This is a genomic window from Arcicella aquatica (assembly GCF_034928825.1).
GTDB lineage: Bacteria > Bacteroidota > Bacteroidia > Cytophagales > Spirosomataceae > Arcicella > Arcicella aquatica.
The window spans coordinates 1-21,117 of record NZ_JAYFUL010000014.1; the positions used below are offsets into that span (position 1 = coordinate 1).

At 33.7% G+C, this 21,117-nt stretch carries 14 protein-coding genes; 8 read left to right on the top strand and 6 right to left on the bottom strand.

All coding sequences use genetic code 11. The features are described from left to right. Positions 1–161: 161 nt before the first annotated feature. On the top strand, positions 162–1,697 hold the full coding sequence (locus VB264_RS10580) for a glycosyltransferase family 39 protein (RefSeq protein ID WP_323249161.1): 1,536 nt from the start codon (positions 162–164) through the stop codon (positions 1,695–1,697). Between the two features lie 24 nt (positions 1,698–1,721). On the opposite strand, the gene VB264_RS10585 is transcribed toward VB264_RS10580, so the two are convergent. The 5 genes from VB264_RS10585 to VB264_RS10605 all read right to left on the bottom strand — a co-directional run bounded on the left by VB264_RS10585 (position 1,722) and on the right by VB264_RS10605 (position 10,305). Beyond that, the gene (locus tag VB264_RS10585) at positions 1,722–4,898 is read right to left on the bottom strand and encodes a DUF4450 domain-containing protein (RefSeq protein ID WP_323249163.1); all 3,177 of its coding nucleotides are present in this window, start codon (positions 4,896–4,898) and stop codon (positions 1,722–1,724) included. Positions 4,899–5,349: 451 nt separating this feature from the next. Then, positions 5,350–5,904 carry a transposase gene (locus VB264_RS10590; RefSeq protein ID WP_323249165.1) on the bottom strand — a complete coding sequence of 185 codons (555 nt, stop codon included), beginning with the start codon at positions 5,902–5,904 and terminating at the stop codon, positions 5,350–5,352. A 368-nt stretch (positions 5,905–6,272) separates the two neighbouring features. Beyond that, on the bottom strand, positions 6,273–8,552 hold the full coding sequence (locus VB264_RS10595) for a hypothetical protein (protein WP_323249167.1): 2,280 nt from the start codon (positions 8,550–8,552) through the stop codon (positions 6,273–6,275). Between the two features lie 11 nt (positions 8,553–8,563). Further along, a complete protein-coding gene (locus tag VB264_RS10600) occupies positions 8,564–9,514 on the bottom strand; it encodes a hypothetical protein (protein WP_323249169.1) in 951 nt (316 codons plus the stop codon). Continuing rightward, a complete protein-coding gene (locus VB264_RS10605) occupies positions 9,511–10,305 on the bottom strand; it encodes a hypothetical protein (RefSeq protein WP_323249171.1) in 795 nt (264 codons plus the stop codon). The genes VB264_RS10600 and VB264_RS10605 overlap by 4 nt, the downstream gene beginning before the upstream one ends. Before the next feature lie 306 nt (positions 10,306–10,611). On the opposite strand from VB264_RS10605, the gene VB264_RS10610 reads away from it, so the two are divergent. From VB264_RS10610 to VB264_RS10640, 7 genes are all read left to right on the top strand, one after another. Beyond that, positions 10,612–11,859 carry an efflux RND transporter periplasmic adaptor subunit gene (locus VB264_RS10610; RefSeq protein WP_323249173.1) on the top strand — a complete coding sequence of 416 codons (1,248 nt, stop codon included), beginning with the start codon at positions 10,612–10,614 and terminating at the stop codon, positions 11,857–11,859. Continuing rightward, positions 11,859–13,307, top strand: coding sequence for a TolC family protein (locus tag VB264_RS10615; RefSeq protein WP_323249176.1), 1,449 nt, complete (start codon positions 11,859–11,861; stop codon positions 13,305–13,307). The genes VB264_RS10610 and VB264_RS10615 overlap by 1 nt, the downstream gene beginning before the upstream one ends. Before the next feature lie 2 nt (positions 13,308–13,309). Next, positions 13,310–13,972 (top strand): ABC transporter ATP-binding protein, encoded by a 663-nt coding sequence (locus tag VB264_RS10620; RefSeq protein ID WP_323249178.1) that lies wholly within the window; start codon positions 13,310–13,312, stop codon positions 13,970–13,972. Positions 13,973–13,996: 24 nt separating this feature from the next. Next, on the top strand, positions 13,997–15,241 hold the full coding sequence (locus VB264_RS10625) for an ABC transporter permease (RefSeq protein ID WP_323249180.1): 1,245 nt from the start codon (positions 13,997–13,999) through the stop codon (positions 15,239–15,241). A 261-nt stretch (positions 15,242–15,502) separates the two neighbouring features. Continuing rightward, positions 15,503–16,654, top strand: coding sequence for an ABC transporter permease (locus VB264_RS10630; RefSeq protein ID WP_323249182.1), 1,152 nt, complete (start codon positions 15,503–15,505; stop codon positions 16,652–16,654). Positions 16,655–16,779: 125 nt separating this feature from the next. Further along, complete coding sequence (locus tag VB264_RS10635) at positions 16,780–18,153, top strand: sigma-54-dependent transcriptional regulator (RefSeq protein WP_323249184.1); 1,374 nt, start codon at positions 16,780–16,782, stop codon at positions 18,151–18,153. Positions 18,154–18,243: 90 nt separating this feature from the next. Continuing rightward, positions 18,244–19,617 carry a sensor histidine kinase gene (locus VB264_RS10640; RefSeq protein ID WP_323249186.1) on the top strand — a complete coding sequence of 458 codons (1,374 nt, stop codon included), beginning with the start codon at positions 18,244–18,246 and terminating at the stop codon, positions 19,615–19,617. Between the two features lie 90 nt (positions 19,618–19,707). Here VB264_RS10640 and VB264_RS10645 read toward each other — a convergent pair whose 3' ends face one another. Next, a complete protein-coding gene (locus VB264_RS10645; protein ID WP_323249187.1) occupies positions 19,708–20,940 on the bottom strand; it encodes an isocitrate dehydrogenase (NADP(+)) in 1,233 nt (410 codons plus the stop codon). Between the last annotated feature and the right edge of the window lie 177 nt (positions 20,941–21,117).

Below are 21,117 nucleotides of genomic sequence, written 5' to 3' on the forward strand. Positions count from 1 at the left end.
AAAATCGTAATTACAGATTCGGATTCAGAGAAAATCTTATGAAAACAGCTTGTGGACTTTACAATTTCAGGAAAATAGCCTAATAAATTGTACGAAAACAAGATTATATATGTTAAAAATGTCTATTGCTTCAAAAATACTAACCTCGCTTCCCAAAGACCATGAATAAGAAAACTATTATACTCATTTGCTTCATTGTTTTTAAGTTTATCCTTCAATATAATTTAATCCATCCTATTTATGATTTACACAGAGATGAGTATCTGCATCTCGACCAAGCACACCATTTAGCATGGGGATATTTATCGGTTCCGCCCGTTACTTCTTGGTTTTCGTATATCATTTTGCAATTGGGCAATGGTATATTTTGGGTGAAGTTTTTTCCTGCCCTTTTTGGTGTGTTAACGATGGTGGTAGTCTGGAAAGCCATTGAAGTGTTAAAGGGTGGTATTTTTGCTTTGATTTTAGGGGCTTGTGCTGTTACTTTTTCTGTCATCCTACGAATAAATACCCTTTATCAGCCGAATTCTTTAGATATTCTTTGTTGGACTTTCCTATACTTTTCGCTCTTAAAATACTTCATCACTAGTCAAAACAGATGGTTGTGGATAGCGGCTGTTACTTTTGCTTTTGGCTTTTTGAATAAGTACAATATTGTATTTTTATTGATAGGCTTTATTCCTGCTTTGGTATTGAATCCCCATCGGAAAGTATTCAAAAATCCACATTTATACATTGCCATATTCATCGCGTTTTTGCTCGTACTTCCTAATTTAATTTGGCAGGTAAATAACAATTACCCTGTTTTTCATCATTTGGCTTTGCTTAAAAAATATCAATTGGTCAATGTCAGTAGAGTAGGTTTCCTCAAAGAACAACTATTGTTTTTTACAGCTTCGCTTTTTGTGTTAATAGCAGCACTTATTTCTTTTTTTAGGTACAAGCCCTTTAAAGCGTATCGAATGTTCTTTTGGGCATTTGTGTTTACCTTATCAATCTTTGTTTATTTACAAGCGAAAGATTATTATGCCATTGGTTTATACCCAATTTTATTAGCTTTTGGCTCGGTATACCTTGAAAATGTATTGAACGAAGGTTGGAAAATATACCTTCGTCCAGTAGCGATTTTGATTATTCTGTTACTGTTTATACCCATGTACAGAATTGCATTTCCGAATGTTACACCCACTGAAATACAAGGGAAACTAGCTAACTATAAAAAGTTTGGGATGCTAAGATGGGAGGATGGTAGAGACCATACGATGCCACAAGATTTTGCAGATATGCTAAGTTGGAAAGAACTAGCCCAAAAAGTAGATAGTGTTTATGCGGGTATCGCAGACAAGGAACATACTCTGGTACTTTGTGATAATTATGGACAAGCTGGGGCTATCAATTACTATTCAAAATTCCCAACGATTGGTGCTGTTACTGTTAACGCTGATTATATCAACTGGTATCCGCCTTTAGATAAAGTTGAAATTAAGAACATTATCTTAATACAGTTTGCTGACGACGATGATAAAAACCGTCAAAAAGAAAGACCGCTTTTTCAATCAGTGTCACTAACGGGCAAACTAGAAAACCCTTTTGCCCGAGAATATGGAACAAGTATCTATTTGCTCAAAGATGCTAAAGTACCAATCAATCATTTTCTGATTGAAGATATCAAAGAGGAAATGAGTGATTGGAGATAATGCTAATCTCCAATCGTAAAAACCTTATTCCTGCACTGTAAGAGCCATTAAGCCAATGATAACATCATTGCAAAGAGAGATTACTTGAATAGATTTAATCGGTTTTGGCAGAATGGGAAATTGATAAACGTTGGCCGCTCCGCCTTCGATAACAGCATTACTAAAACCTTTGATACTGGTATGCTTTGAATTTTCTTTGATGAAGTCACCTGTTTTCAATAACAATCGAGTTGGACGCTCAGTTTGTGAATATTGAAAAGCCTTGCCATCATAAAAATAGTCTTGTTCAATGGGCCACCAATTGTTCGGGTTGTGTAATTCAAAAGAAGTTTGTTCGCCGCTTTCATAGTGAACCACTACCTTGCCGTTTGCCATTTGACTTTGCATAGGATTGGTAGTACCAGCCATTAATAAATGCACAGCATGACCTTGTATTTTTTGTTTAGGACGTATATTCAATGTATCTGGAAAATTATCCCATTTGCTAGCAAAAGCAATATTCACCTGATTGGTATCAGCGGGCGTAGCAAATGGAATTTGTTGATAATGGATTAAACCATTTTGTTGTTTTGCTTTTTGACGAAGACCTGAGTCATCAATAATTGCTTCCACCAAGGGGTAACACCAATTACCAATCCCTTGAACGGGCAATTGCAATGTAGCACTTTGTAGGCGAGGAGACAAGTACTTGTTTTTAAAAATACGAGTCACTTTATCATTGAAGGAGCTACTTAAATCTATCGAATGATATACATTACTTTTTATGCTTTTCTCAGGGTTTACTGTAGTCTGTTCTGTTTTAGGTATTTCACGTTTTGCGACATTTTTAACAACCTTGTTCTCTTCAAATAATACTTTCACTACAAAAGTCTTACCTGTTAAGGTCTTTATTTCAAGGATTGGCTCATTGTTCCCATTTTGTGTCCAAGTATATTTTGCAGGATTTCCATTAAGTACTACAGATTTTACTTTTTGATACTCCGTTGAAATCCTTAAAGTTAATTCAGACGATTTATTCCAAAAGGTTTTAATGTCATATTCATATAGTTTAGCATTTTTCTTGAAGTTAAATTCAATATCAGACGTTTTGAGCTTAGCATAAGCCCATTCATTCGGAAGACCCGGTTCAATCAATAATTTTCCTTCTAATAACTGCGGTCTTATTCCGAACAAACCTTCTACTAAACTCCTGCCAGCCATACCGATGCCGTCGCCAAAGTCTCTATACAGTTCGCCCCTGATAGCATCCAAACTTGATAGTTGCTCAAATCCACCCGGCGAAGCAGAAGTATAAAGACTTTCGATGATGGTGTTACGCCAAATTTCATAGGCTAAGTTTTTATTACCCGCTTGCCAACAAGCTAACGAAGTATGGAGGTTTTCGCCCAAAGCCACATTGTTGATACTCCAAGTATAGGGTTGCCAATTAGTGGTGCTCAACTGATAAAAATCTTGATTGAGTTCTGGGATACGGAAAGGAATATGAGGAATGTTTTTTTGAACGTATTCAGTCATCTGATATTGTTGTTTGGGCGAAGCAGCCTGAGCATCAATAGCATGATAGATAGTCCAAAGCCCAGCAGAAGGGTGGACTAATTGTAACCCTAAAGCATCTTTGTATTCAGCAAAACAGCCTGTTTCATCTAACCAAAGTTTTTCTTGTAGGGCTTTATAAATCTTATCAGCTTCATCTTGATACGGCTTTGAGTTTTCACCCAACAATTTAGCTAATGAAGCTGCTGAACGAAATGCTCGGTAATTGTAAGCTGTAGAGTGAGTAACGCCACCACCACTGTACTGCAAAGCGTCGCTTGCCCAAATACAGCAATAAGCATCAAAAAGTCCGTCGTCGTCAGCATCAAAATTATGTTTTTCCCAAGCGAGGTGTTTTTTGATAACTGACCACATCTCACGTAAATAGGTAGTATCGCCCGTCCAATTGAAATGATTTAAAAGTTGGTCGATATACACCAAATTCATATCATAATGGTGTGCCCGAATATCACCATTTGGATTTCTGCAAATGTAGCCTTCTGTAAAAATACCTTTCCCAATTTTTTCAAGTTGGCGAGCCAAGTGCATAGCAGAATCAGGTGAAGAATCGGCTAATGGAAAAGCTTCACCCACTTGTGATTTGGCATAAGCAGAAAAGTGCGTTTTCGCTCTGTCGTGTTGCCCCATTACATCAGCAATATAAGGACCACGCCAAGCAGGTAAACGCATCCGCCAAGCCACGGCACCGTGCATATAAGTAGGACTATCCCAAATGGCATCAGCGGCCAAGCTTAGGGCTTGTCCCATAGGATTTAGTAACGTATCTGGCGTTTGGATTTGTACAGTATTCGCAATTTTTTGGCGAAGAACTTCATTCTGTTTTGCAAATACAGGAATTGCTGAATAGTCAAAACCCACATTCCCTTTTTGGATATAGAGGTATTGTTCCGTTTCTTTCAAATCACCAATACCTGTCAAACATGGATTTGAAACTTTATTACGATAAGAATTTACTTCAAAAGGAGATTTTTGGGCGATTGCATCAGTGATAGATAAAGTATAATTGTCAGGAAATAGTCCTGCTACTACTTGACTAGAATCCTTTCGTAAATATTGGATGTTAAAAGTGTTTTTAGCTATGTTGATTTTATTATTGCTACAGTTTTCTGCTTTTAAATAAAAGCTACTTTCTGGGTCAGCCCCAATATCACCATCTCTTGAAAATTTTTTCCCCGTAATTCCTCCAAACAAAACAGTCAGTTGTGTATCCTTGGGTTTGTTTCCTTCAACATGATAAGCTATTAATAGGGCTTCTTGCGTATAAGTAGCTGTAACTTTTAATACCAAAGTAGCATCACCCAATAATTCATCTTGAATTTTATAGTGCATCGCTCCATCCTGATACACCGTCTGTATTTTTTGAGCTTCCGAGAGCCACTTACTTTTTGTACCATTCAATAGTCCAATTTTGCAGTTTCCGCCCATGCCGGGTAGATACAAAGCAAACTCTGGAAAATCGCCAGCTTCTATCCTAAAAGCAGAATTGCTACCATATAAAGCTCGGTTGAATTTCTTTTTGGGATTTACACAAACAAAACCATTCCCGTTGAAGGGTTTATAATGAAGATTTTTAACGACTGCATTTGTTTGTGCAATAATTTTAAATGAGGTTACTAAGAAGAAGACTAAGAATAGTACTTTTTTCATGAGTTACTAGAATTAAGAGGAGTTGCAGACTTATGTTATAAAACTAAAGTCGGTATTTATTTACTCAATATTCCAAAGAATTGAGCAATTGACCCTCTTGTTCACTCATGTCTTTTTCCGTGGTGTATTCCATGTTCAGTAGGACATAGAACATAATGCTACAAGTGTTCTAAGTATAACAGAGTACGGAGATAGACGGAGATGGTATTCGTTTTGGGCAACCGTAAAGGTTGCCGCTACATTTTATAAAACAAATCCAGAGATAAAACCGATTTTAACCTTTTATAGCGGTACCCCTTGCGGTTACCTTTTATTTTACCATTTTCAGGTTACTATGATGAAATTATCTTGTACCTTTTTGCCGAAGTCATAAATAAAATTTTTGAAATTCGTTCAGTTTAAGAAACACTCCCTTAGATTGTTTTGAAGTAGTGATTAATTAAATCAAAAATTAGGAAATACTTTTTTCTTCCATCTTAAGCAAGAGTTTCTCTAAGTTGTCGATATCTTCCTCCCATTTTTGGGGATTACTAATGATATACCTTTGACAATTGCTCAATTCATTTTCAAAACGAATGATATGTTCCCAATAATTTTTCTGCCAAACCTTTGCTGACTGTTGTTTTATTAAGTTGTTGTCTTTTAAATATTTATAAAAATTTTGAAAGACTAAAGATTTAAAACTACCAATGATATTACCTAAAAGTGTATGCTTAGGAAATTTTGGAAAAGCCTCATCTTTATTAGCATTTATATGAATAATTGCATGAAGGTGATTGGGCATTATTTGAAAAGCATCCAATACTACTGATGGAAAACGACTTGGAATACTTAACCATTCTTTTTCTATAATTGAACCTAAGTATGACAGATTCATTTCTTGATTTATAATATCGCCGAATATATTTTCTCGGTTGATTGAACATATTGTGATGAAATATGAACCACCAGCAGAATAGTCGTGATTTTTGTAACGAATAGAATGTCTTAATTTTTTGTTTGGCATAAGATTAAGTGTAAAATTCTTTTATTTCTTTTTTGCATATTCTTTTGGGCAACCGTAAAGGTTGCCACTACATTTTTTATAAACAAATCTAGAGATAAAACCGATTACAATCCTTTGTAGCGGTAACCCTTGCGGTTACCGTTTTATGTTAAAGTTTATTTTGCCAAAAACAAGTTCGTGGAGATACGAACTTCTGCAAAAGTATGTGTTGTTTTTATCCCTTTGCAGTCGGAGACTGCGATTTTATTTGTCGTTCTAAGTCGAAAAAAGACTTAGAACAGCAAGAGTAGATAAAGGCAATTAAATGGGACAAAATAAAGTTCGTAGAGACACGAACTTCGACAAACAAAACTGATGTTGTATGAAGGTTATATTTTATCAGTCCAACTTGCTATTTTTAAAGAAGTTTTTTTATAAAGGTCTGAACTAGGATTCATTTTAAGGGCTTCATTAATGGCATTTGTAGAATATTCCATTTTCTTTATATCCTTAAAATATATTGCTTCTACTAGTTCAAAGATAGATTCTGTATGAATGTATTCAGCTCGTCCTTTTTCAGGGTTTTGAAATTCCTTTTCAAAATATTTAATAGGTTTTAAAATATATTCTCTTAAATGCATTAAACTATATTTAGTATGTATATCTTGATTTTCTATATATTGATTTGTCTCCAATTTATCAAGATAAAATAATGATACAGAATATAATATTAAATTGTTTATAGCTGAAATAGAGCCTTTTACATATTTGATATATTCAACACGACAAATAGACGTATTATTCATTACATCATTATACATTTTAATAGATAACTCAGAATAATGCAAAATTTCATCAAGTTGGTTCTCACTACATGTTGCTAACGTATTTTGATTAAACGATTTATTATATAAAACTAAACTCTTCCCATGATAAAATCTTGGGTCGTTGTGAAATAGTTTTATGCCTTTATCACAATAGTATTCAGACTTCTCAAATTGTTCCATTCTTCTGTAAACCCAAATCAAAGTGTAAATGTAATCATCTGCCCATTTACCATCTGCAGTTTTATTAGTTTCTAAATTTAATAATCCATCCTCTATAATTAATGCTACTTCTATTTTAATTTCATCAGCTTTTTCAATGAATAGTAGTATGAATACTTTTATTAGAATTTCATAAAAATATTCTTTATTACTACCTTCATTTTCAATTTCAGAATAAATTAATTTTATACTGTCAATTAATTCATTAAGCTGTTTTTCTTTAAATACTGATGTTGCTATTACATATTCGATGATTTTAATATATAGAGATTCTAATCTGGCATTATTGGTTATAGAATTACAGTCAAAAAAAATTAAAATAGGTAAATGGTGATAATCTCCCTTTATTTGGTCTTTCCCTTTATTTATTTTAAAAGCTTCTTCATTCTTTAATTTTTGAAGCAGTTCTATTATGCTGCCTTGTAGTAGATATGAACTATTAATTTGTAATAATTCTGTTTTACTATTGGCAATTTTGGCATTATTTAATAAGTCTTCATAAAAAGATGAAACTTCTTTAAGGTTTTCTTTCTCCTTTAAAGATTTAATTTTTTCAGCTATTTTATCTTGAAACTCCTTATGTTGATTAATTTGGACTTCAATAAATGTTTTCTCAATTAGGGTTCTTCTTTGAAGGTTTAATTTATCAAAATAATCTTTAATTTCTTTTTCATGCAAAGTATTTAGAGATTCATTGAGTTTTTCTTTTTTTTGTGCTATGCTTTTAAACTCTAACAAGGCATCTTTCATCTTAGTAAGATTCTCATCAAAGATTAAGAATAATAAAAATGTGTGCTTGGGTGTTCTTAATATATTATAGTTATTAATTCTATTAATTTTTGGTAAATGATTTGTAACATCTTTTAATTTAAAAATATCAGCAGACTTTTTTGCCCCTGAGAAATATAAAAATATATATTTACCTTTTAATTCTGTACTTTCATCGGTCAATTTATTTATATTACACAATCTATCAATAGCAATAAAATCTCTTAAAGTGCTTTTGTATTCTTTAATTACCTCTGCATCATTATAATCTATTTCGGTTTTAGTATTCACCCATATTCTGAAAACATCATTGACCCAATCAGTTCTTTTAACCTTCCTAAATAATTCATTTAATTGATTTTCATCTTTTTTATTTTTATTACCTAATACTATTTCATCGACTTGTAACTTGTTCATAAATAAATCATCAAATTTATTTACTAATTTTTCTTGCATTAATGCAGTTGCTAGTAGAAATGTTGTGCTATTTTCAATCTTTCTAATCGTTTCATTCAAATTTTGAGAAGTTTCAATGGTCAAATCAAACAAATTTCGATTTAATCTCTTATCTACATTTGATTTAATTGAATTTCTATTTAAGATTAATTCTAATTTATATTCATCCAATAGGATTGGTTTAATTGATTTGCTAAATATATATTCGTATGAAATAAAAGAATCGCCTATATCATCAGGAGTTAGATTCAAATTGAAATAAATTCCATATGGAAATGAAAAAGTAATTATATCGCTTGCATCCATAACATAATTTAATTCATATCCTGCTTCTAATAAATCAATATCAGAAATTAATAAATCTATATCCCTACTTGTTATATCTTTTAACAAATCCATATAAAAAAGTTTTAATATGAGTCAAGAATGTTTTTGAAAAATTCATCACGGTTAATTGATTCCCTAGAGTTATATTTTTGATCGTTATAATAGTTAGATATAGTTAATCCCAATTGAGTGTCATATTCATAAATAATATCTATTAATTTGGGGTATAAATTTGCATTTGATTCTTTTTTATTAAAATAATCTTCTAAATGAAGGATTAACATATCTATTAACGGGGAATTTGAAAATAATTTATTTTTCCAAAAATCAATCACCTTATTTAAAGCGTTTTTTAGATTGATATTATTGCTGATATTTATACAATTTTTATGTAGGTGCTTTGTGAAATCAGTTAGAGTTATTTTATTAGGGATTATGTCAATATTAGCGTTGTAATAAATAAATCCCTCATATTCTGAAAGTATTTTTTTGCCTGTTAAAATAAATTCAAAATCAGCCAAAGATAAATTAATAAGGTTTATTTGACTGAAATATAGTATTCTTAGATAAATATAGTAATCGTTCAATTTTAAATTTGAAATCTTCTCTAATAGAATAGGATTATTGGAGTCTTCTAATAGGATAAGTGATTTCAATAATAATTCTTCTAAATTTGAACTTCCATAGAACATTTTTTTTAATTTATCTTCATAAAGAACTGATGTTAGTGTTTTTTTATGCTCAAATGGTTTCGTTTCATGAACAAAGTATAGGTAAGTATAGATGATTTGAGAATTACTATTAATCTTATCTATTGTTTTAAGATTATAAATAATTGCGTTATTGTAAGATTGAAGAATACTTTTGTTAAGTTTGTTAATCGTCCTATATAGATTTAGTAAAATAGATGGTAAATCATCACCTAAGAATTCAGTATTAGGCTCTACTTCTTTATTGAAAGAAATTTGTTTTATAAATTTATTCCACTCATCCTGGCTTAATATTTCAAGTTGTTTTATTAATTCTTCCCTCATATTTCCAACCTTTTTTTAGCTTCATTAATTATATTGTCATTTATAGGGTATTTTTCAGAGATTAAACCTATTATTTCAGCATTAAATTCATTGTCAAAGTAATAAGATTTTGAATGTACTTGTTCTCGACCAAAGCGAAATCCATTTTCATTATATGTTCTACCGAACCCATCATCTTTTTTATATGCAAGAAATAATACGTAGTTATAATGCCATAGCACATTTGATGAGTTTGGTTGGAAAACACACTCATTAAAATTCGAGGAATAATTAATTTTAAAATATTCGACATCCTCATACTCTCTTGGTAACCCTAAAAAATCACATACATCATTTGCTTTGTAAATGTTGTCAATAGAATTATTGATAACATTATTCAATTCGTCTTTTAGCGTAATCCATACCGTCCCGTTTCTTGTTGACCAACCATTTATTTTTATTTTTTCAAAATCAATATATGGTTCATTAAATTTAAAATCTCCAATATACCCATTAAAAGTATCTTTTGTAACTACTCTTGAATAAATGGGTTTATCTATTTTAGATTCAGAGGAATATGTATTTGCTCTTTCTTTAGTAAAGTTTTGAAAATTTAAGGCTAAGCCCTTGGATAAAATAGATTTTACAACATCATTAAAGTGTTCTATAGGTAGAAGTTCAAATTTTATTTCAATTAGGATACAAAGTGCATATAATTGATGTCTTATTTCACTCGATTTATAACAATCTAAAATAAAAGATTTCAAATCATTATCGTCAATTTTTTTTTGAATATATTGAATTACTTTCATCCCAATAGGTTTTGATTTAGGGTATTCTTTTTATCCTAATATTATTATTGACACTATCCCTTAATTTGGGAAAGTTTTTAATAATAAATACTTATACTAACTTAGTAAAAACCCACACATTTCCCAAATCTCCACCCAACTAATTTCCCAAAACTTATTATACGGTAAGTACACCCCGTTCCTTCCCGCACAAACCGTGCTAAATAGCACATAAATTACATTTCTTATTTTGTGTAATTGATTGATAATCAATTAATTATTGTTTGGCATTGTCTTTGGAATACTATTGACAAATCTAACAGTATTATGGACAAAGAAATTTCTCAAAACCTTATTAATCAACGGAAATCTAAAAAGTGGCTTATCGGTTTGTTGCTTGTGTCAGCGTTAATTGCGATACTCTACTTTTTTAGAAATTCTCTTCAATCTTCTATTGAAGCTTCAAAAATCAGAACAGCTGTGGCTGAAATGGGCAGTATCGAAAATACCTTAACGGCATCTGGCGAAGTAATTCCTGCTTTTGAACAAACCATTACTAGTCCGATAAAGGCAAGCATTAAAAAAGTTTTTTTTACCACAGGTGCATCATTAAAGGCTGGTCAGCCTATCATGGATTTAGATAAATCGCTGACGATGATAGAGTTGGAGAAACTAAAAGACCAACTGGCTTTAAAGCAAAATAGCATTGGAAAGTTGAAGATGGATTTAGATAAAAAAATCTATGATGCTGACATCAGCGATAAAATAAAATCCCTGACCATTAATCGGCTTAGAGCAGATTTAGAAGACACCAAGCGCTTGCTAAAAGTAGGAGGGAGAACACAAGAAGATGTAACTAAAGCCGAAAACCTTTTGAAGATTGCAGAACTAGAAAAAGCACAATTAGAGAACGAATTGAATTATCACCGAAAGTCTGTTGGAGCAAATGTGCGAGAGTCTGAATTGAATGCTGAAATTGAAAGCAAGAACTTGAAAGAACTTCAACACAAAATCACGATGGCAGATATTGTTGCCGACCGTTCAGGGGTGCTTACTTGGGTAAACGATAAAATCGGTTCAGCCGTCAACGAAGGTGAAATGTTAGCCAAATTGGCTGATTTAGGCAGTTTTAGAATAGAAGGTTCTTGTTCGGATACTTATTCCGACCAATTGAAAATAGGGATGCCTGTGATTGTAAAAATCAATGAAGTGTCACTACGTGGCATGGTGGTGCAAATAAAGCCTTCAGTAGCCAATGGCATCGTTCAATTTTCAGTTGCTTTAGAGGATAATAAACACGCTTCGCTTCGCCCCAATATGAAGGTGGAGGTTTTTATGGTTACCAATCGCATTGGTAATGCGGTTCGAGTAGCTAATGGTCCTGCTTTTAATGGGAAAAGAAAGACCTTTGTATTTGTATTAGAGAAAGGCATTGCTAAAAGAAGAGAGGTAGAAATTGGACTTTCCAATTTTGATTTTGTAGAGATAAAAAGTGGTATTCAAGCAGGCGAAAAGGTGATTATTTCGGATTTGAGCAAGTATGAGCATTTGAACGAAATTAAAATTGAGCAATAATGAAAAACACTTTACGATACATCTTATTGTTTATCAGCAATTTATCATTAGCACAGCAAACTCAATTAAGCTTAGATGAAGCCGTGCAAATGGCCAAAGATAAATCCATTGCTGCTAAACAAGCATCCACGCAGAAGGAAACAAATTTTTGGCGATTCAAATCGTTTCAAGCTGATTTTAAACCGCAATTGAGTTTAAGTGGTGCTTTGCCAAGTTTTACACGTTCGTTTATTCAAGTGCTTCAACCTGATGGAACAGTCGCTTTTCAGTCGGTTTCTAATAATAATTCAACCTTAACGCTATCGCTTAGCCAAAGTATTGCCAAAACAGGAGGAACGATTTATGTACAAAAGCAACTTCAACGCTTTGATGATTTCGAGAGAAATACGACGCTTTATAATGGGATACCTGTAGCATTTGGATTGACGCAACCGCTTTTTAGGTTCAATCTTATGAAATGGGATAAACAAATAGAACCGTTGAAGTATTCAGAAAGTCAACAGCTTTTTCTGGAATCCTTAGAAAAAGTATCCTTGAATGTGAGTAGTTACTATTTTGATTTGTTGATTGCACAGGTCAACTTGCAAATTGCCGAGAAGAATAGAAGTAATAACGATACGCTGTATAAAATTGCATCGAAAAGGCTAGAGTTGGGCAAGATTTCAGAAAATGACATCCTTCAATTGCGTTTATCAGTGCTAAATGCTCAGAAAGATTTGGCGTCTGCTAAACAGCAAGCGGAGGTAGCGACGCTACAATTGAAATCATACATTGGCTATAGAGAAAGTACAAAGTTAGAATTGGACGTTCCTTTTCAGATTAAAGTGTTTGAGGTTGATGCACAAAAAGCCATTAAGGAAGCTCTGAATAGTCGCTCTGATGCCATTGCCTTTCGGCGAAGAATCTTAGAATCTGAACGAGATTTGAACAAAGCTAAAAGTGAGAATGGGTTGAATGCCTCTTTGAATGTAGCTTTTGGTTTGTCTAATCGTGGTGCAAGACCTTTGGATATTTATAAAAATGCTCAAGACCGTGAGTTCGTCGAAATACAATTTACGTTGCCGATTATGGATTGGGGGAGGTCTAAGGCTCGTACACAAACAGCTAAAGCCAATTTACAACTAACACAGCAAAGTGTAGAACAAGATAAACTAACTTTTGAGCAACAGATTTATACACAGGTAACGCTTTTTGAAATGCTTCAAAAGCAAGTGAAACTCACCGCAGAAACAGATGAAATAGCCAATAAAAGGTATCAGATTGCCCAAGATAGGTACATTTTGGCAGATTTGAGCATCACAGATTTGAGCATAGCCTTGCAAGAAAAAGACCGCGCCAAAAGAGATTATATCATTGCCCTAAGGGACTATTGGCAAGCATATTATACATTACGTTATTATACGTTATACGATTTTGAACAAAACGAATCTTTAAATCTTAGAAAATAATCATGATTAAACTAACCAACATCGAGAAAGTCTATCAGACTAGTAATATTGAAACATTGGCATTGAACAATATCAATATAGACATTAAAAAAGGAGAATTCGTTTCTATTATGGGACCATCAGGTTGTGGCAAAAGTACGTTGTTGAACATTATGGGTTTATTAGATGAGCCTTCGACAGGCACGATTGCTATTGATAGTAAACCTGTAGAAAAATTCACGGATAAGGATTTGGCTTTTCTACGCAACCAGAAAATAGGGTTTATCTTTCAGAGCTTTCACCTTATCAACGACTTGTCGATTTTAGATAATGTTGAAATTCCTTTGCTATACCGTACTTCAACCAGCAAAAGTCGTAGAGATGCAGCGAAAGAGGCTTTAGAAAAAGTAGGGTTGAGTAATAGGATGAAACACTTTCCGAATCAACTTTCGGGGGGACAAAAACAGCGTGTTGCCATTGCCAGGGCTATTGTTGGAAATCCAGAAATCATTTTAGCAGATGAGCCAACAGGTAATTTGGATAGTGCGATGGGGAATGAAATTTTAAATATTCTTTTACAACTCAATGCTGCAGGAAGTACTATCGTAATGGTTACTCACGACGAAAACATGGCTAAGAGAACCCACCGCTTAATTCGCCTTTTTGATGGCTCTCAAGTATCTTAATTTAACCTCTAAACAAAATAAATTATGTTATTCAATTACATCAAAATAGCGTGGAAAGTCCTGCTTAGGCATCCATTCTATACTTTTATTACCCTCTTTGGCATTACGCTGACGCTTACGGTGTTGATGGTAATTACTTCTTTTATCGACCATTTAGTAGGAAGTCACTATCCAGAATACAAAAGAGATAGGTCGCTGTATATTATGAATCTTACCATACGAGATTCGGCAAGAACTTCTATGAATGGCGGACAGATTTCTTATAATTTTATCAAAGAGCATATCAAACCCTTGAAGACACCCGAAAAAATAGGGTTTTCAACGATGATTAATTCGGCCAATTCCTATTTGAATGGTAAACGAATCAAAGTAAGTACCAAGTTTTGTGATGCAACTTTTTGGGAAGTGACAGACTATGAATTTCTGGAAGGAAAGCCTTTTAACGAACAAAATATTGCCAATGGCGAACACGTAGTAGTAATTACCGATGCCATGAAAAAACAATATTTTGAAGACGAAACAGCTTCAGCAATAGGCAAAACAATAGAAGTAGATAATGAGAAATTCAGAGTGATTGGCGTAGTGAAATCTGCACCTGTTACTCGTATTATGACTTTTTCGGATGTGTTTTTTCCTTATAATTTGCCCAAGAGTAATTATCAATCTAAAGGCTTACAAGGTAGTTTTACGGCTATCATTTTGGCAAAAAACAAAAGTGATTTTAAAGCAATTCAAGATGAATTTGATGCTTCGGTTAGAAGAATTCCTTTACCTATTATGAATTGGGGGAATAGGTATGATATTATCGAAGTCAAAGCTCAAACGTATGTAGATACTTTTTTGTATAGTTTTACAAGAGATGGACAAGAGATTTTTCTATATGTTGGTATCTTCTTTATTTTATTGATGTTGATGGGTTTACCTGCTATCAACTTAGTGAATTTGAATGTGAGTAGAATTATGGAAAGGGCTTCTGAAATCGGGATTCGTAAGGCTTTCGGAGCACCTTCTAGTTCTTTGGCTTGGCAATTTATTATTGAAAATATCTTTATTACCATGATTGGAGGTTCTTTTGCCTTAATCCTTACGTTAATCATCATCAGTATTTTCAATGAAAGTGGTTTAATTCTTCATGCCGACTTAACGATTAATTTTAGTGTATTTGGCGTGAGTTTATTGGTTTGTTTGATTTTCGGCTTACTCTCAGGCGTAGTACCAGCCATCAGAATGTCGAAAATGAAAGTAATTGATGCACTGAAAAGTTCGTAGGTTTTTGGATTTGTGATTTCAGATTTTGGAATTTTAGCATAGAGATTTTTTATAATGTGTAGCGGCAAACCCTTGCGGTTGCCGTTCAACGCAGGGTAACCGCAAACGTGGAAATCGGAACAGGGCAACCGCAAGGGTTGCCGCTACATATTGTTTGTGTAAAATTATCTAACAAAAAGAATTTCAGGATTAAAAACCACTAAATCACAACTCACTCATTCACAATTGAAACAATCACTCACTCACTAAATCACAATTATCATGTTATCTCATTTATTTAAACTCATCTGGAATAAAAAACGCCATCATACTTTATTGATGGTAGAGATTTGGTTTTCCTTTTTGGTACTTTTTGGCGTAATGACGCTGATTAGTTACAATTTCAAAAACTATTTAGAACCTATCGGTTTTGAATACGAAAACGTTTGGGCTTTGGACTTGAACAAAAACCAAGATACAACAGCCATTGCGGAAAAATTGAACACCGTTTTTCAGAAAATTAGGTCATATCCAGAAGTAGAAGTAGCTACAAGAATGTCTAGTAATTCACCTTTTTCATTTAATAACACTAATGGAAATATTAGTTATAAAAAGAATTCTATCCTTGCTGATTATTACAATTCAGATGAAGATTTCACAAAGGCTTTGGGTATGAAAACAATAATGGGTAACTGGTTTAAAAAGGCTGATGCAGTAGCCAAATTCAAACCTGTGGTGATTAATAAAAAAACTCAAGAGGCTTTGTTTGGAGCAATAAATCCAATCGGAAAAATTATTGGTGAGAATAAAAGAGTAGTTGGAGTAATTGAAAACTTCAAAGCAAAAGGAGAATTTACCGAAAATACCCCTTGTATTTTTAACCTCATTGACGACAAATATGAATACGGTAAAGTACTCATCAAAGTAAAACCTGGTACAGATGCTAATTTTGAAGCAAAGCTTACCAAAGATATTGGAGCTATTGCTAAAGATTGGACGACAGAAGTAAGTTATCTGACTGACCAACGCCAAAATCAGCATAATTTAGCTTTAGTGCCCGTTATTATTTTCTTGATTATTACAGTCTTTTTATTAGTGAATGTAGCAATGGGATTGTTTGGAGTTTTGAATTTAAACATTGCCAAGCGTCGTGAAGAAATAGGTGTTCGTAGAGCGTTGGGAGCAACCGCTGGCAATATCAAAATACAGTTTGTGGGCGAAATCTGGGTAATTACTACTTTCGGAATACTTATCGGAGTACTATTTGCCGTACAAGTTCCTTTAATGCACATGTTCAATATAGAAAACAGTATTTATTGGATGGCAATTGGGCTTTCTATCGTAATTTTATACGGTATCGTAACGCTTTGTGCCTATCACCCAAGCAGACAAGCTGCCAAAATTCAACCAGCAATGGCTTTGCATGAACAGTAGCTTTAGGCTATAGGCTGTAAGCTTTAGGCATTGTAATATACTTGGCTAAAGCTTGTAGCTTACAACAAAAAGAATGGAATGTACTTGCCTAAAGCTTACAGCCTATAGCCTAAAGCAAAAAAGAAATGAACAAAATATTAGTCATTGATGACGATATAGCCGTACAGACATCCCTTTCGTTGATGCTTCGGCAAGAAGGCTTTCAGGTGAAGACGACCTCTTCACCTGTTTTGGCGATGGATGTTATCGAAGAATTTCAACCACATTTAATTATACTAGACCTTAATTTTTCGATTGAAACTTCTGGAGATGAAGGGATAAAAGCATTGAAAATTATCCGTGGTGCTTTCCCTGATATTGCGGTTATCCTATTGACAGGTTGGGGAACTATCAATTTGGCTGTAGAAGGAATGAAATTGGGGGCTAAGGATTTTATAACTAAACCATGGCAAAATGATTATATTATACAGTCTATCACTACAATTCTAAATCTTTCTCAGCAAAAAGTACAATCGCTCAATCGTAAGAAGTTAGACCAAAAATATCAGTTTGAACACATCGTGGGCGATGACCCAAAGCTATTAGAAATCCTTGAAACGATTGGTAGAGTGGGCGTTACAGATGCCCCTGTGTTGATAACAGGCGAAAGTGGTACAGGGAAAGAATTGATTGCGGAGGCTATCCATCAAAATAGTAAAAGAAAAAACAAGCCATTTATTAAAGTGAACCTAGGGGGTGTTTCGGCTAGTTTATTTGAAAGTGAATTGTTTGGGCATATCCGTGGAGCTTTTACAGATGCTAAATCTGATAGGATAGGGCGTTTTGAGCTGGCTAATAAAGGCACAATATTCTTAGATGAAATTGGTGATTTAGATTTATCAAGTCAGGTAAAATTACTCAGAGTATTACAAGATAGAACCTTTGAACCATTGGGAAGCAGCAAAAGCAAAACGGTAGATGTAAGGGTAATTTGTGCAACTAACCGTAATTTAGAAGAAATGGTGGCTAACAATACTTTCAGGGAAGATTTGTTTTATCGAATCAATCTTATCTCAGTAAAATTGCCCGCTTTAAGAGAAAGACCTGATGACATTGCTTCTTTAGCCATTTATTTTGTCAGTAACCTGAAAACTATTTACGAGCGTCCCTATTTAACAATAGCTCCTAAAGCTATCAATTGGTTGAAATCTTTACCTTTACCAGGCAATATTCGTCAACTGAAAAATTTAGTTGAAAAAACGATTTTGCTAACGCCTAAAGATGAACTAGCGATTGAAGATTTTCAAAAGAATATTTCCATCAATACTATACAAAGTAATAAAAATACGCTACCAGAAGTAGGAACGATGACGTTAGATGAAATTGAGTTGTTAATGATTCAAAGAGCCATGGCTTTTCATCAAAACAAAATATCAAAAGTCGCTCGTTCGCTAGGTATCACACGTTTTGCTTTGTACAGAAGGTTGGAAAAGTTTAATATACCGTTTGCTATTGAGTGATTGAGTGATTGAGTGAGTTGTGAATTAGTGATTTTAGTTATAGGTTAACTAATCATTAAATTGAAAGATTAAATTTAAACTGTCAATTTAATGAAAATCACTAACTCATTCATTCACAATTCACTCAATTATAACAAAATCACTCAATCACAACTCACTCATTCACTCAATAAAAATTTGTCCTTAAAAGTAAAATATATCATTTTTGTTACGCTCATTCATGCCGTTATTATCTTTTTAACGTTTCGGCTTCTGAATGAGGATAAGCTCTATTTTATCCTTTCCGAAGTATTGATTTTGGGCTCAATAATTATTGCTGTACTACTATACCGAGACTTTATCCAGCCTTTAAAGTTTTTGCTAATTGGTGCGGAAGCTATTAAAGACCAAGATTTTTCCGTGAAGTTTAAGCGTGTAGGTAAATACGAAATGGATGAACTGATTGGAGTATATAATGCCATGATTGACCAACTCCGACAAGAACGCCTACAGGTAGTTGAACAGCACTTTTTTCTGGAAAAACTCATTCAGGCTTCACCAATAGCCATTATCATTTTAGATTTTGATGGCAATATTGTCAAGACGAACCCCAAGGCACAAGAGCTTTTTACGTTGCCTGAATATTTGCCCAATACTTTACCATTAAGTCAAATTGCCCATCCTATTATTCCCCATTTAATATTATTAGAAAACAAAGAAGCACAAACTGTACAATTAAATGGCTTGGCTACTTATAAAATTCAACGCTCATTTTTTATGGATAGGGGCTTTGCTCGCCCATTTTTACTCATTGAAGAATTGACCACCGAAATTTTAGCAACCGAAAAGAAAGCTTATGGCAAAGTAATTCGGATGATGGCTCATGAAGTCAACAATTCAATAGGAGCAGTGAATTCTATTCTGGAAGTAACCAAAAAATATATTGAAGAAGAAGACTTATCAAATGCTTTAAGGGTAGCCACTGAACGAAACGACCGTTTGAATCTTTTCATGAGGCGTTTTGCTGATATTGTCCGTCTGCCTTTGCCTAATAAAGAAGAAAGGAATATCGCTAGCCTTGTAAAAAATACTGTACAATTGATGCGCCTGCAAATAGAGCAAAAGGGTATCTTGATAATTAGTAATTATAAGGGAGAGGGAAAACCTATTTTGATAGATGTAGGGCAAATAGAACAAGTATTAGTGAATGTATTAAAAAATGCCATTGAAGCTTGTGAAGGAAGTAGTGATAAAACCATTACTATCGATGTTGATGAGTATCAAATTATTATTGCTAATAATGGAAAGCCCATTCCAAAAGCCATTGAACAGCAATTGTTTACCCCATTCTTTAGTGATAAGCCAGAAGGACAAGGTATAGGATTAATGCTTTGCAGAGAGATACTGAATAATCACGGCTTCAATTTTTCTTTACAAACAAAACCAGACGGTTGGACAGCATTTGTAATTGAATATCGCTTATAACAATCAATATAACCTGAAATTTCATTTAAAACCAAAACAGGCAAAACCATTGTTGATTTTGCCTGTTTGTATGCTAAAGAAAAACGAAAATTACTTCGCCAAAGCAGCTTTAAGATTTTCATCTAAAGCAGCCAAGAATTCTTCAGTATATAAATAATGCTCGCCATGATTCACTTTATTTCCGTGAATACAAACTGCTAAGTCTTTAGTCATTTTACCAGATTCAACTGTTTCAACACAAACTTTTTCTAACGTTTGGCAGAAGTTGATTAACTCATCGTTACCATCTAATTTACCACGGAACTCTAAACCACGAGTCCAAGCAAAGATAGAAGCGATAGGGTTAGTTGAAGTTGGTTTTCCTTTTTGGTGGTCACGGTAGTGACGCGTAACAGTACCATGTGCTGCTTCAGCTTCCATTGTTTTTCCGTCTGGAGTAATCAATACTGAAGTCATCAAACCTAATGAACCGAAACCTTGTGCAACTGTGTCAGACTGAACGTCTCCATCATAGTTTTTACAAGCCCAAACAAAATTACCATTCCATTTCAATGCAGAAGCTACCATGTCATCAATCAAACGGTGTTCGTAAGTAATGCCTGCTGCTTCGTATTGTGCTTTGTAATCTGCTTGGTAGATTTCTTCGAAGATATCTTTGAAACGGCCATCGTATTTTTTCAAGATGGTGTTTTTAGTAGATAAATATAAAGGCCATCCTTTGCTTAATGCCATGTTGAAACATGAATGAGCAAAACCACGGATAGACTCGTCAGTGTTGTACATTGTTAATGCTACACCATCGTTTTTGAAGTTGAATACTTCAAAAGTTTGTGGTTCAGAACCATCTTCAGGCGTGAAAGTAACTGTTAATTTACCTTTTCCTTTTGTTAAGAAGTCAGTAGCACGGTATTGGTCACCAAAAGCGTGACGACCAATCATAATTGGAGCTGTCCAGTTTGGTACTAATCTTGGAACGTTAGCACAAACGATTGGCTCACGGAAAACAGTACCATCCAAAATATTACGAATTGTTCCGTTTGGCGATTTCCACATTTGTTTCAAGCCGAACTCTTCAACACGTTGTTCGTCTGGAGTGATTGTAGCACATTTGATACCAACACCATATTCTTTGATAGCATTTGCTGCATCAATCGTAACTTGGTCATTAGTTTCGTCACGGTATTCCATGCCTAAATCGTAGTATTTAATATCTACATCTAAGTAAGGAGTAATCAACTTATCCTTAATGAATTTCCAGATAATTCGAGTCATTTCGTCGCCATCTAATTCAACGACAGGGTTCGCAACTTTAATTTTTTCCATTGTGAAATATGCTAATTGGGAATTTTGAACTTTAATTGTTTGAATTAATTCAAATTTCTTTTATTTAAAGAATGATTTTGGGGCAAAGGTAATCAATGAATTAATACGGAATGTGTTTTGTTTCTCTAAATTCTATATAGATTGGCTAAGGTTTGAAAAAAATACAATTTTAAGTGC

Bases quoted from the DNA above. Each gene is read 5' to 3' on its own strand.
- VB264_RS10635 (WP_323249184.1), top strand. From the start codon at position 16,780: ATGAACAAAATATTAGTCATTGATGACGATATAGCCGTACAGACATCC.
- VB264_RS10630 (WP_323249182.1), top strand. From the start codon at position 15,503: ATGTTATCTCATTTATTTAAACTCATCTGGAATAAAAAACGCCATCAT.
- VB264_RS10610 (WP_323249173.1), top strand. From the start codon at position 10,612: ATGGACAAAGAAATTTCTCAAAACCTTATTAATCAACGGAAATCTAAA.
- VB264_RS10605 (WP_323249171.1), bottom strand. From the start codon at position 10,305: ATGAAAGTAATTCAATATATTCAAAAAAAAATTGACGATAATGATTTG.
- VB264_RS10590 (WP_323249165.1), bottom strand. From the start codon at position 5,904: ATGCCAAACAAAAAATTAAGACATTCTATTCGTTACAAAAATCACGAC.
- VB264_RS10580 (WP_323249161.1), top strand. From the start codon at position 162: ATGAATAAGAAAACTATTATACTCATTTGCTTCATTGTTTTTAAGTTT.
- VB264_RS10615 (WP_323249176.1), top strand. From the start codon at position 11,859: ATGAAAAACACTTTACGATACATCTTATTGTTTATCAGCAATTTATCA.
- VB264_RS10640 (WP_323249186.1), top strand. From the start codon at position 18,244: ATGAAAATCACTAACTCATTCATTCACAATTCACTCAATTATAACAAA.
- VB264_RS10645 (WP_323249187.1), bottom strand. From the start codon at position 20,940: ATGGAAAAAATTAAAGTTGCGAACCCTGTCGTTGAATTAGATGGCGAC.
- VB264_RS10585 (WP_323249163.1), bottom strand. From the start codon at position 4,898: ATGAAAAAAGTACTATTCTTAGTCTTCTTCTTAGTAACCTCATTTAAA.
- VB264_RS10595 (WP_323249167.1), bottom strand. From the start codon at position 8,552: ATGGATTTGTTAAAAGATATAACAAGTAGGGATATAGATTTATTAATT.
- VB264_RS10625 (WP_323249180.1), top strand. From the start codon at position 13,997: ATGTTATTCAATTACATCAAAATAGCGTGGAAAGTCCTGCTTAGGCAT.
- VB264_RS10620 (WP_323249178.1), top strand. From the start codon at position 13,310: ATGATTAAACTAACCAACATCGAGAAAGTCTATCAGACTAGTAATATT.
- VB264_RS10600 (WP_323249169.1), bottom strand. From the start codon at position 9,514: ATGAGGGAAGAATTAATAAAACAACTTGAAATATTAAGCCAGGATGAG.